Genomic DNA, 13,169 nt, shown 5'->3' on the forward strand with positions numbered 1-13,169 from the left:
CCTTGCCGAAATTATAGTGCAAAAATGCTGCGTTTGATATTTAAATATTTAGATAGAAATCGTAACTTTGCGCCTCTGAAATAGCATCTTATAATTTTTATACATAAGATAACTATTAAAAAGGAAAATTCTTTAAAACACCAGGTTATATATGCCAAACATTGGAAAAATATCACGGATCATCGGTCCGGTAGTTGACGTAAGTTTCGCTGATGACGCTCATCTCCCTAAAATTTATGACGCGTTGGAGATCACGAAAGATAATGGCCAAAAAATCATTTTAGAAGTTCAACAGCATTTAGGTGAAGATCGTGTACGCGCGATCGCGATGGATTCAACAGACGGATTGCTACGTGGCATGAAAGTTTTGGATTTAGAATCGGCCATTAAAATGCCGGTTGGCGAAAGCATCAAAGGCCGTGTATTTAACGTAGTAGGCGACGCGATTGACGGTATCCCTGATCTTGACAAAACCGATGGTCGCCCTATCCACAATACCCCTCCACGTTTCGAAGATTTATCTACCGAAACTGAAGTATTGTTTACAGGTATCAAAGTAATCGATTTGTTAGAGCCTTATGTAAAAGGTGGTAAAATTGGTTTATTTGGTGGTGCCGGTGTAGGTAAAACAGTATTGATCCAGGAGCTTATCAACAACATCGCGAAAGCTTATGCAGGTTTATCTGTATTTGCAGGTGTTGGCGAGCGCACACGTGAAGGTAATGACCTTTTACGTGAGATGCTTGAAGCAGGCATTATAAAATATGGTGATGCATTTATGCATTCAATGGAAGAAGGCGGCTGGGATCTATCTAAAATAGATACCGAAGCAATGAAAGATTCAAAAGCAACCTTCGTTTTCGGTCAAATGAACGAGCCTCCTGGTGCACGTGCACGTGTAGCTTTATCGGGCTTAACCATTGCCGAGTATTTCCGTGATGGTGATGAGGATGGCAAAGGCCGCGATATCCTTTTCTTTATCGATAACATTTTCCGCTTTACGCAAGCAGGTTCTGAAGTATCAGCGTTATTGGGCCGTATGCCATCCGCAGTAGGTTACCAGCCAACATTGGCTACCGAAATGGGTACCATGCAAGAGCGTATTACTTCAACCAAACGTGGTTCAATTACATCTGTACAGGCCGTTTACGTACCTGCGGATGACTTGACCGACCCTGCACCGGCAACTACATTTGCCCACTTAGATGCAACAACTGTACTTTCACGTAAAATTGCCGAGCTTGGTATTTACCCTGCGGTAGATCCTTTGGATTCTACATCACGTATCCTTAGCCCAGCTATTTTAGGTGATGAGCATTACAATACAGCTCAACGCGTAAAAGAAACTTTACAACGTTACAAAGAGCTACAGGATATCATCGCGATTTTGGGTATGGACGAGTTATCTGAAGAAGATAAACTGGTTGTAACCCGCGCACGTCGTGTTCAGCGTTTCCTTTCTCAGCCGTTCCACGTTGCCGAGCAGTTCACCGGTTTAAAAGGTGTATTGGTTGACATTAAAGAAACCATTAAAGGCTTCAACATGATCATGGATGGCGAAGTTGATGAGTACCCTGAAGCTGCCTTCAACTTAGTTGGAAGCATTGAGGATGCCATTGAAAAAGGCAAAAAATTATTGGCAGAAGCTAATAATTAGTAGTAAGTATTTAGTATCAAGTAGTAAGACTAATTTCCGTTTTACTACTTGATTTTCATAAAATACTTGATACTTGATACTAACTACTTGATACTAAAAAGAAATGACTTTAGAAATTCTTACTCCCGATAAAAAGATCTACGAGGGCGAAGCCTCATCGGTAACCGTACCTGGTACTTTGGGATTATTTGAGATATTAAACCACCACGCCCCTATCATATCAACCTTACAGGATGGTAAGTTAACCGTACGTGGAGGCAACGCCGGTAAAGAAGAAGTTTTTTTGATCAAAGGTGGCGTTGTTGAAGTATTAAACAATAAAGTAACCGTTTTAGCCGAAGGTATCCTGGCTAAATAATCATCACTTTACTGATATTCAAAAAGGTTCGGTTGCATTGCAACCGGACCTTTTTTGTTTGGCCGAACCTCATGTGTTCTTACTACTCAATCAAGCGCTCATCATTCAAATTTGAGCGGCAATATTCGCTATTAGATATAGTATCTAAATAAAAAATATCGGTTTTTGGCCTCACATATGCTGAAGCATTATTTTATTTAAATAAAGTATATGCTTTAATATGTTTTTCATTATTTTTATAGCACCAAACTTTATCATGATGAACAACTTACCACTTGGCCGTACCCATACGGTATTGTATTTATACGCTATAAGTACACCCTCGCTTTTCCTTTTTATCCATATTGTTAATTATCTAAACAATTAAAGCTATGGAAGAGAACAATAATAAGTTAGAGTTTTTTTCCGACCTGAGAGATAAGTTTTTCTTAATTCTTGGAGGCATTGTATCCCTGGCAACCGTTATTCCTGCATTTCTGAACAAAACATCTGAAATATTTGGACTGAACAAAATTTGTGTGGGTTATGGTATTTTCGTTGCTGTTTATTTTGTAGTACCTTATGTATTTTATTGGGCCTATTGCAGCATCCATGACGAAGTGGGCTATCTGCAGTTATTGCCTACAAAACAAACCGATTTCCTTAAAGCGCATCGGTGGTTGAATTTTTTAACAGAGCTTGTTTTACCATTAGTTGCGTTTTTCTATTTATTCATCCCAAGTAAATTTTCTATTGTATCCGGTTCGGTAATTTTCTTTGCGATAGCGGTGCTTTGCTTCGCCTGGTTTGTGATCATCTATTGGAAAAATGAAAAATTAAGAAGCGAAGTTTTTGGTATAGGTGTCGTTACACTACTAATTTTCAGCTTTTTCTTTATCAATATAATAACAAAGGAATGGTCAAAAAAAAATGGAATTTTCAATTATACATCAAGTATGCAGGATGGAGCCTTTAAAGCCTATGAATCAAGTGAGGCATTAAAGAAAGATTTCATTGTTCCATTAGACTCCCTCAAACAAATATCTTTTACCAATTACACCAAGGCAATTTTAAACGTAAAAAAGCAGGAAGTAGTAACAACTAAAATGATTACCTACGATAAGGACGACCTTAAAGATATAGCAGCAATTAATAAAGCAATTAACAATATTGATACGATAAGCAATCCCACAAAAGAAGAAATCATCAAACAGGTTAACCTTATAAAAAGCTCATCTAAAAGTTTGTTTCAACGTGAAAACTACCTGATCAATAGCGGTGATAAATTGAAATTTTATGAGGTTGTTTTTATCCAACGTTATTTTCTTAGCCTTTTTGACCGTGCCCTCGGAATACAAAAAATCAAAATTCAGCAAATATCTGTAAAGTGGGCCGGCTTGCTAAAAGGCTTACAATTTAAAAGTTTAATATGGCTTCTTTTTTTAATTATACTCGGCTTGTGTTTATGGTTTAAGACCATGGTAAAAATACAATGGATAACTAACCAGGAAGACAGCCGCCTGCCATTACTTAAGGATAATGCCAGCCAGGTTAAGTCGCTTATATTTTTATTGGTTGTACTGATTATTCCATGGTTCCGCACCATCGACTCAGATAGCGTTGAGCTGGACAAGCCTTTTTTAAATTTTAGTCTGAGTAAACTAAGCAACGGGAGTTATGAATCCCAGCCAGTAATTCTGCCCCAGCTGGTTCCTCCCCCCAATCCGCCCGTTTACAATGACTCTACCACCCTGGCAAGAATTGACACCAATGTACTTGTTTCAAAAGGGTTGATAAAAGAACAAGCCAGAAGAACTATTGGCAGCGCAAAAGACAGAACCATTTTCGATAAGGGAGAAAAATAATGAAAAAATATATCCTACTCAGCACCTTTACCATTTTACTACCTACCTTTGTTTTTGCAACGAAACCAATAACCAAGGATTCATTATTAAAGAAGGTAATTCAGCATGTGGTAAATATTGATGATATTACAAATCAGTTATCCGTATTTGTTGTAAATCATTTAAAAACCACCGAAAAACTGGGATCAAGTAATTGGAATACTATAAATAACCATTTGTATAAAATAGGTTTACAAATGGATTCTTTACAAGATATTCCGTTATATGATAGTCTCAAAACCACTGATCAACACAATTTTCGTTCTGCGGATAATAACTTTCATGATCAATATGTACTTATGGATAGCACTTTGAATCCTCTATCTGGTTACACCAACAAAATTTTGTATGCTGTGCAAATTGATTATGTAGAAGAAAGGATTGATCATTTTTTAACTGTAACAGGTAATTTCAAACTTTACCTTCAATCGCTTATCCCTAACACCCCGGCAAAAAATATTGACTGGGGAAAACTTATAGACAGCCTGTTAAAAAAGAATATGCCGGTTTGTAAAACAGATACCTGCTGTAACATTGTTAAAGGGTTAAAAAAGACAGCCGACTCTTTATTACGAATAGAAAAATCCCAAACCGATAATACCCCGTATAAACAATATGTACAGGCCTCGGCATACACCGGAAATGTTTTTGGAGTCGCATATTTTCATCACATAGGGAAACCCGGAAAAGCCAAAGAAAATAATTACATAGGGTTTGAGTTTGTTGTTCCTGCAAGTTCCACAGTGGTTGGTAAACCTGGCGGCTTTTTGATGTACGGGCTTAGTGAGGGAAAACTTTTGTTGCAAGCGGGTATAGGCTATCTTACCATAAATCCCACAATTAACAATATTTCAGTCTCAAGCCTTACGCCAGACGGAAGTCAGACACCACAAACTACGCTATCAGGATCTGCAGTCAGCACTCAAAACAGAGAAAATATTTCATGGAAAGCGGCAGCATTATACAGTCCTCATAAATTAGGACTGGGAGTCAGCTATTCTCCGTTGACCAAAGCGGGCGTTCAGCTTTCTTATCGTTGGTAAGGTACCTTAAAATATTTCCTCAGGGCCTTCGGGAACACACCCCTGAGGAAACATTTTACTCATCTACCTCCCGATAATCCTTAAAGCGCATTTTATCAAAAGCCTTTTTATTATAGAGTTGCGTAGCCAGTTTTTCTACAGGCAAAGTATCATCATATGATACCCCAGCATCCTTGTGCAATATAAAATCCTTTTTAACAGGGTCGTATTTAAAAGTGATGATGCGCGTCCAACGGAAACGGCTGCCGCCATAATGATCAAGGGAAAAATATCTGCCTTTAATATCTATTCCCTCAAACGGATCACCGAATACTCCACCACATCCCTTACAAAGCACAACACTATCATTACGGGCGAAAAGAGATAATTTACCGCCTGGTTTCCCTAAAAGGATCAGCAAAGGCCTTGCGGCCTGGTCGCTATCTGCTTCGTGGTTATACTTTAAAACCAAAATAACATCAGCGTAGCTATCATGATTAAGGTCGCCGGTTTCGGTGGCTAAAATGGAGTACCCTACGGGGATAAATGGCTTTAGTCTGCTTGGTGCTACCTTGAGTACCTGGGCAAAAAGCGGGGCCGTGAATAGCGATAGAATGACGAAAGTTAGCAGCTTTTTCATTTATCCTTACTTTTATAAAGTTCTACTTTTCTACCATCCGGATCAATAACTACCGCCATAAACCCAAATTCCGTAAAAACAGGCTCCGAGGCCAATAAGACATTACTATCTTTTAATGTTGCAATAGTTTCGTCGAAATCAGCAATCTCAAAACCCAGTCGCAAATATTTATCTGTATCAGTCTGGCCTTTCGCCAACGGATAAATCTCAAATATTAACTCTTCTACCTCTGCCGAAAAATGATATGGTGAAGCGCCATGCTTATGATAATCAAAAGTTAATCCCAACAATTGATAAAACCCAACAAGGCGGGGCATATCGCTTGTTCTTATTACTATAAGTTTGATTTTCATTACAGTGAAGTCTTTAGGTCTATTCTGTTCAGCACTTTGGGACGTTCTTTTCAAAGGTATATAAATTCCCTTATTTTAGCTAAGCCCCTTTCTTCGCGGGCATTCCCTTACCTGTAGTTATAAAACTATGTAAGCTATGCTGTGCATATTGTTCCCATCCTTTTGAGCAGCCATTAAAACATTCAAACCGGGGTACTAAACCATGGTGCGTGAAATGGACTTGCGTTTTATCGCCTTGCTTTGATATTTCAAAGCTAACTTTGGTACCTGTCCATTCGGTTTGGTGTTCCACAAAAGTGAGTTTACTATCGGTAATAAGCCAAACCACTTTTTCGCCGGGAATCACTTCTATTAATTTTTGCTTGCTATAATGTACGTCGCCAAAGCGAACGGAATATTCATCATTGAGCTTTTGAGAACCGCCCTCAAAATTCTCTGTCCACCATCCGCCAATATCGTTAATAGCGTCAAAAACTTCCATCGGGGTTTGATCTACCAAAAAAGTAGTACTGAAATCCTGCTTATCCATTGTGTGTGTTTTAAATTGATTTAATTTTCTTTTGGGTTAGGCTGTCCCTTACCGGCAGTGATAAGGTCACTTAAACTACCTGTTATATAACCGGTCCACGCTTCAGAACAAATCTCGTAACATTCGTGTCCCGGAACCAGGCCCTGATGTGTAAAATGAACCTGCGTTTTGCCGTTTTGCTCAGATATTTCAAAAATGACTTTGGTACCCTTCCACTCATTTTGATCTTTAACAAAACTAAAATAGTTGTCAAGCACCAGCCAAACTATCTTTTGATTGGGTATAACTTCTATCAATCGCATGGTACAGCGGTGCAGATTTTTTACTTCGTAAGTAAATTCATCGTTAAGCTTACTTGTACCACCTTCAATATTTTCCGACCACCATCCGCGCACGTTGGTAACGGCATCAAAAGCCTGCTTGGGGCTTTGTTTTACCTCAATGGAGGCACTTAAATCCTGGTTGTTCATGATTTTATGGTTTCATTTGAATAAATAATGTCAAATAATAATCTTTAATAATCTTGCTACTTGATACTAATTACTTGCTACTGTTTATTACTTCGTTCGTTCAATAAAGCTTCCAGCTTTTGCAATTTACTACCCCAGAAGTTGTCGTAATAAGCCAGCCATTCCTGTAACTGTTTAAAGCCGTCCTGCTTAAGGATACAATGCCGCTCGCGGCCAATATCCTGGATAGAGATAAAGCCGGCGTTGTAAAGCACTTTAATGTGCTTTGATACCGCCGGGCGACTCATATCGAAGTTTTCGGCAAGCGAATTGATGGTGAGGCTATCTTTTGAAAGCAGCTGCAGCATATGCCTGCGGCTGGGGTCGGCAATCACCTGGAATACATCAAGCCTTTGCAGTTCCATCGGTTGTGGCGTTTAGGGCTTTAAGGATCTTGTGCATGTTTTGTAACCAACCTGTATCCATCGCGTCAACCATCGGCATAAAGCCTACACCTTTAAACCCGCGATGCACCAAATCAAGTTCGGTACCATTGTCTTTTTCAGTCAGTGTCCAATTCACCTCAGATTCGGTCAACTCTCCATTGCCCGGCCCCCAGTTCCAGGAATAAGATAGCGCTCTACAGGGCTCTATTGCTAAAACTTTACAATGCACAATCCCGTCGAAATTAAACTGGGGCATAGGATTGATCCTGAATTGAAACTCGTGCCCCAAAACCGGCAGGAAATCGTTTTTCATGAGCCATAGCGTTATTAACTCGGCATTAGTAAGATATTCCCAGACCACAGCTGGTGGGTGCGGAAAAAATAATTGGTGTTTGATGATCTTCGCCATAATAGGTAACTTTTAAGTTACTCAAATGTATATGTAACCTGTGAGTTACGCAAATTTATTTTCACTTTTTTTATATTGATTTACCTGGACACTTAACAAAATAAAATTGGACGTTTCCGATCCTGTTTAAATTTCTTTGAACATTAGTTATAATTCGCGAGGCAAATATCCAGCCTTCAACCAGTCAAATCTGGAAGAAAAAATGATCAGCATCGCTAATATCGTATAAACACCTGATAATGAACGCCTAAAGTGTTCCAGAAAGTTGACATTTTAAAAACATTAACTATCTGATATTGAGGTATAAAAGTGTTCGGGGTGTTCCAAACGTTCCACCCGTTCCGGTGGAACAGTAACAAGGTAATGCATAGTACATCAGCTTAAGCAAACAAAAAACTCCCTGGGTTTAGCCAGGTTTATTTATTTTTAAACAGCATCTTAACAAAACGGACTAACCATGATGTTGCCGACCTTTGTATATGAAAAATTCAGAGCAATTGGTATTAGTTACCCCGAGGCACCGGCTTTACAGGCGTAGATATAGTATGAAAATCCCCGTTAAGTTTTCAGCATCACAGGATCCTTGATAGACTGATAATCAACCACTGTCGATAATTTCGTGCTTGCTATCGGTTTTATGGTGGTTTTGAAATAGCCAGGATTATATTTGTTAAAAGGTGATAGTTTTGAAGTAGTTTCAACAACCATTGCCAACTTCAATTGTTACCCATTTTACCAAATTGATAAACAACATGGATAAAGCTCCTAAAAAAAGGTTGCTTACAGTCGTTCGCCGCCTGCAATTGCCGTTCAAACTGTTTGCCGGCTTTGTGTTAGTATTTTGTTTGTACTGCATTACAAGCTGTACTGCGCAAACCCGCCAAAAGCCCTACCTGCTGGCCTTGTCAAAAAACGACAAAACATTAGCCATTGTTGATCCTATATCCTTTAAAGTAATAGCGCGTGTACCTGTAGGCCAGGATCCGCATGAGGTTATTGCCTCTGCAGATGGTAAAATGGCTTACGTATCTATTTATGGCGGCGGTAGCCTGCACGAGATAGACGTTATAGACCTGGTAAATAAAAAAGCATTACCAATTATAGATACCAAACCATTTTTTGGCCCGCACGGAATAACATTTGCAGCCGGTGAATTGTGGTTTACAGCCGAGGGGACAAAAACCGTGGTTAGATATGACCCGGCTACCAAAGCTTTCGATTGGGCTATGGGAACAGGTCAGGACCGCACGCATATGTTGTATGTTACCCCCAACGCCAAACGCGTTTATACAACCAACGTCAGTTCGGGCACGGTGAGTATTTTGGTTGATACCCTTATTCAGCAGGGCGGCTTTGGCCCTCCCCCAGGTGGTGGACCTGGTCAGGGAGGCCCGCCGCCGGGGTTTAAACCACAACCACGCAACGACTGGACACAAACCCTTGTGCCTGTTTCAAAAGGCTCCGAAGGTTTTGATGTATCGCCGGATGGCAAACAACTGTGGACAGCCGCTGCAAACGATGGCACCATTGCCATTATTGATCTTAGCACAAAAAAGGTAATTGAAACTATTGATGCAAAGGTTTTAGGTGCCAACCGCCTGCAATTTACACCCGATAGCAAATACGTGCTGATATCCAGCCTGCAAAGCGGCGACCTGGTTGTGTATGACGCTGCATTGCACAAAGAGGTAAAGAAGATAAACATCGGCCACGGCGCGGCGGGTATTTTGGTTGATCCTGATGGATCACGCGCTTTTATTGGTTGCACAGCCGATAATTATATTGCAGTTATTGATCTTAAAACCTTACAGGTAAGCGGCCACATTGATGTTGGCGGAGGGCCAGATGGGTTGGCTTGGGCAATTCCTGCCAAATAAAGCCTCTTTAATGAATATAAAAAATAATCTATCTGTTGCGTTTATAACAAATTGGGCGGGTTGTTTGCTATCTTTAGCATATACAATCTATCGGTCGCGCTGTTGGCCCAGGTAAGCCAGGGATTCGAAGCACGTTAGCGGGGTTGTACAGTCTTTGACTCAAAATCTTAGAACTATGCTGAAGCAGACCAACCCTTACCAGATATTCAACATTTTGCCTTCACCTTGCCTGGTGCTGATGCCCGATGCACCGGTTTTTACCATAGCCGATTGTAACCGGGCATTTGCCACACTTACCAATACTGCGCAAACTGAGATTGCAGGCAAAAGCGCACTATCGGTTTTGACCAGTAAGGAGGGCAGTGCTTCAGATAAAATTTCAGAAGCCTTGCATTTAGCGCTTGAGCAAAAAATAGCAACACAAACAGGGGCACTCCCCAGCCAACAGGGTTTAGGCCCTGATCGTTTTTTTGATATGGCTATTACACCGCTAATTAATGATAGCGATAACGTGTATTGCCTGCTGCTTACACTTACCGATGTTACAGAAGCGATTACCATGAAACAACAAACCGCCATTTACGCCACCGAACTAAAAAACGCTGCGCAGTTAATGAGCCAGGTTCAGGAAATGGCAAGCTTTGGCAACTGGAAATGGGACGTAGCGCAAAACCGGGTAACCTGGTCAGACGCTTTATACCATATTTACGGACTGGATAAAGCATCGTTCAAAGCCACTTTTGAGGGATACCGGGAGCTGTTGCATCCGGATGACCGGGAGCGGATAACCGCTTTTATTGGCGAAGCGTTGCAGCTGCAAAAAGATATTACTTTTGAGGAAAGGATTATAAGGCCCACCGGCGAGATCCGCTACCTGCAATCATGGGGGCGGGTACAAACCGATGAAAACGGTGCACCCACAGCCATGATAGGTGCCTGCCTGGATATCACCGAACGTAAGCTGACAGAGGCCACACTAAACTCAGAACGCCGGCGACGAGTGGCCGACGTGGAGCAACAGAATAAACAGCTCAGCGAGATAGCCTGGCTGCAATCGCACGTTATTCGCGCCCCGCTGGCAAGGGTGATGGGCTTGATTGAGGTATATAAATCATGTGAGGGGGATGACTGTGAGCAATCCGAACTCATAGCACAAATTTCGGCTTCGGTATGGGAGCTCGACGGCATCATCCGCGAAATTGTAGGTCGGGCAGAGCAAGTATAGTTACGCAAAGCAAAAGGTGATTTACTGTATCCGGTTGTAAATTTTTGCTGTGCTTATACTCCTTTAAAAGTTAGCCGGATAACCGATTTTTCTGACCCAGATGAATCGGAACGGCACTAACCTTGGTATAGCAAGGGCTTATTTAATTTTTGCTTTGCAGCAGCAAGGCGTAAATTTTCTTAAAAAGCATATCCGAAAAAAACGGTTTAGGGATAAAGTCATCCATCCCTATTTCAAAGCATTTTTCCATTTCGCCCAACATGGTATGCGCTGTCATGGCAATAATTGGGATATTACTTTTATGGTTTTGCCAGCCTCTTATTTGCCTTGTTGCTTCATAGCCGTCCATTTCGGGCATTTGTAAATCCATTAATACAATATCGTATTTTTGGTTACGTACCTTAAATACAGCAATTTTACCATTTTCGGCTGTGTCTGTTTCAAATCCCCTTTTTTGTAAAATCTTAACAATCAATGTTCTATTCATCGGGTTATCGTCAACAATTAAAACCCGGGGCTTTGTTATACTAAATAGTTCCTCTTTTGTTGCAGTGTCTACCTCAGCGGACTCAGTCCACCCTTTGCGGTTGCTAACCTTCAGGAACGATAGCTTGAAATGAAACTCAGATCCATTGCCGGGCGTACTGTTCACATATATGCTTCCATCAAGTAATTTCACCAATTGTTTTACAATACTTAGCCCCAATCCGGTACCTCCAAACTTATGCCCGTTATCTATGGACGCCTGTTCAAAATGATCAAATATTCTTTCCTGCTGATCAACCGGAATCCCAATACCGGTATCTTTGATACTAAACTCAAGCTCCACATATTCGGGATGATTAGCTGTGCAGTTAACGATTACCATAACTTCTCCCCGCTCGGTAAACTTTACAGCATTTGAAAGCAGCTTAATCAATATCTGGTTCACCCTGCTTTTATCGCCCAAAACAACTTCGGGCACGGTACTATCAATAAAACAGTTTAAATTGATATGCTTTGCCATTGCAATTGGTTCTATGTCGGCCAGTATAGCATAAATCATGTGATTTAGACTAAAAGGGTGAGTTTCCAAAACAATATCTCCCGATTCAATTTTTGAAAACTCCAGGATATCATTTAAAATTACCAGTAATTCATTACCAGCTTTTATAAGCATGTTGGTATACTCCAGCTGCTCCTCGTCAGTTAATGAATCTTCCAGTAAATGAGCAAAACCAAGTACCACGTTCATCGGGGTTCTTATTTCGTGACTCATGTTCATTAAAAAAAGCTGCTTTACTTTTTCTGATGCCAACACCCTTTCTTTTTCCTTTTTAAGGCTTTCCTCATGCTGCTTTATCTCATAACTGTTTTGTTCAAGCTTATCTGTCATTTGATTAAAAGCATTGGCAAGCAAACCTATTTCGTCTTTTGAATAAACTTTCACCCTGCTGGTTAAGTTTCCCTCACTGATCAAATCCGCGCCGTTAATAATCGCTTTTAAGCCTTTTCCAATACCATTACTTACCGATATGGTTATTAAAATACTGGTAGTACCAATAGTTACCGACAGTGTAAGCAATATCTTAAGTACCAGATCTTCCAGCCAGCGGGCACCTTCGCCAAGCGTAAATGAAAACCCATCTTCCATTTCGGTAAGCTGTTTATTGATGAGTTTTATGTTTTCAAGCGATTTATCGATGTCTTTTTGTGAAGCTCCACTATTTATTTTATGATGCAGTTCTTCGCTTATTTTTGTCAGTTGGCCTATAATAGGTTCTGCATTCTCCCAAAGTTTAAACGCCTTATTAATATAATAAACACGATGAAAACGTTGCACCAGCTTAATCATTCCGTTAATATCATCGGGATGATTGCGGCCATCAAGAAAGCCCTGTCTTGCCTTTTCCATATCGGGGGGTGGCAATAATAAGGCAAGACGCGCATTCCTATCACCCAACGGAACTTTTAAGTAGTGTTTAAATGCCTCATAATCTGCCACATTGTGTGAGTGGGCATATTGACTTAAGGCCGCTGTGGCATCCTTTTCGGCCTTTGACCACATTCCCTCCCCGGCAACAAATGACCTTACAGCAGATAATGTAGTAACGGCAAAATAAAGTGTAAAAAGCTCTATAGTTACCAATGCAGCCATTATCCCTACGGTAAAATACAGCTTTTTGGCTATAGAAATATCTTTTAATCTATTCCTGGAAAACAAAATCATCGGTTTGGTTTACGCTATTATTGACTCTTTTTGAAAAACAAGGCAGCTACTAAAGGTAGCATATATTGCACATAAAAAACACATGTACCTACATTTGAATGGAATGAATAAT

The 13,169-nt window shown here is 40.4% G+C and carries 13 protein-coding genes; 6 read left to right on the forward strand and 7 right to left on the reverse strand.

Annotation, left to right across the window (positions count from 1 at the left end; translation table 11 throughout):
• Positions 1–151 precede the first annotated feature (151 nt).
• From atpD to FHS10_RS03450, 4 genes are all read left to right on the forward strand, one after another.
• Positions 152–1,657, forward strand: coding sequence for a F0F1 ATP synthase subunit beta (gene atpD, locus FHS10_RS03435; RefSeq protein ID WP_259087648.1), 1,506 nt, complete (start codon positions 152–154; stop codon positions 1,655–1,657).
• Between the two features lie 103 nt (positions 1,658–1,760).
• A complete protein-coding gene (gene atpC / locus FHS10_RS03440; protein ID WP_259087649.1) occupies positions 1,761–2,015 on the forward strand; it encodes an ATP synthase F1 subunit epsilon in 255 nt (84 codons plus the stop codon).
• Positions 2,016–2,386: 371 nt separating this feature from the next.
• On the forward strand, positions 2,387–3,859 hold the full coding sequence (locus tag FHS10_RS03445) for a hypothetical protein (RefSeq protein WP_259087650.1): 1,473 nt from the start codon (positions 2,387–2,389) through the stop codon (positions 3,857–3,859).
• Complete coding sequence (locus FHS10_RS03450) at positions 3,859–4,941, forward strand: hypothetical protein (protein WP_259087651.1); 1,083 nt, start codon at positions 3,859–3,861, stop codon at positions 4,939–4,941. Before FHS10_RS03445 ends, FHS10_RS03450 begins: the two co-directional genes overlap by 1 nt.
• Before the next feature lie 55 nt (positions 4,942–4,996).
• Here FHS10_RS03450 and FHS10_RS03455 read toward each other — a convergent pair whose 3' ends face one another.
• The 6 genes from FHS10_RS03455 to FHS10_RS03480 form a co-directional block, all read right to left on the reverse strand.
• The gene (locus FHS10_RS03455) at positions 4,997–5,560 is read right to left on the reverse strand and encodes a hypothetical protein (protein ID WP_259087652.1); all 564 of its coding nucleotides are present in this window, start codon (positions 5,558–5,560) and stop codon (positions 4,997–4,999) included.
• Positions 5,557–5,913, reverse strand: a complete 357-nt coding sequence (locus tag FHS10_RS03460) for a VOC family protein (protein WP_259087653.1) — start codon at positions 5,911–5,913, stop codon at positions 5,557–5,559. Before FHS10_RS03460 ends, FHS10_RS03455 begins: the two co-directional genes overlap by 4 nt.
• Positions 5,914–5,992: 79 nt before the next feature.
• A complete protein-coding gene (locus FHS10_RS03465; RefSeq protein WP_259087654.1) occupies positions 5,993–6,442 on the reverse strand; it encodes an SRPBCC family protein in 450 nt (149 codons plus the stop codon).
• A 20-nt stretch (positions 6,443–6,462) separates the two neighbouring features.
• Entirely contained in the window at positions 6,463–6,912 is a 450-nt protein-coding gene (locus FHS10_RS03470) for an SRPBCC family protein (RefSeq protein ID WP_259087655.1), read from the reverse strand.
• Positions 6,913–6,989: 77 nt separating this feature from the next.
• A complete protein-coding gene (locus FHS10_RS03475; RefSeq protein ID WP_259087656.1) occupies positions 6,990–7,316 on the reverse strand; it encodes an ArsR/SmtB family transcription factor in 327 nt (108 codons plus the stop codon).
• Complete coding sequence (locus FHS10_RS03480) at positions 7,297–7,746, reverse strand: SRPBCC family protein (RefSeq protein ID WP_259087657.1); 450 nt, start codon at positions 7,744–7,746, stop codon at positions 7,297–7,299. The genes FHS10_RS03475 and FHS10_RS03480 overlap by 20 nt, the downstream gene beginning before the upstream one ends.
• Positions 7,747–8,498: 752 nt before the next feature.
• Between FHS10_RS03480 and FHS10_RS03485 the strand changes: the two genes are divergently transcribed.
• On the forward strand, positions 8,499–9,623 hold the full coding sequence (locus tag FHS10_RS03485) for a YncE family protein (RefSeq protein WP_259087658.1): 1,125 nt from the start codon (positions 8,499–8,501) through the stop codon (positions 9,621–9,623).
• Between the two features lie 175 nt (positions 9,624–9,798).
• The gene (locus FHS10_RS03490; protein WP_259087659.1) at positions 9,799–10,848 is read left to right on the forward strand and encodes a PAS domain-containing protein; all 1,050 of its coding nucleotides are present in this window, start codon (positions 9,799–9,801) and stop codon (positions 10,846–10,848) included.
• A gap of 142 nt (positions 10,849–10,990) precedes the next feature.
• Here the strand turns inward: FHS10_RS03490 and FHS10_RS03495 are convergent, their stop codons facing one another.
• Positions 10,991–13,057, reverse strand: a complete 2,067-nt coding sequence (locus tag FHS10_RS03495; protein WP_259087660.1) for a response regulator — start codon at positions 13,055–13,057, stop codon at positions 10,991–10,993.
• Between the last annotated feature and the right edge of the window lie 112 nt (positions 13,058–13,169).

The organism is Mucilaginibacter dorajii (assembly GCF_024808255.1).
Taxonomy (GTDB): domain Bacteria; phylum Bacteroidota; class Bacteroidia; order Sphingobacteriales; family Sphingobacteriaceae; genus Mucilaginibacter; species Mucilaginibacter dorajii.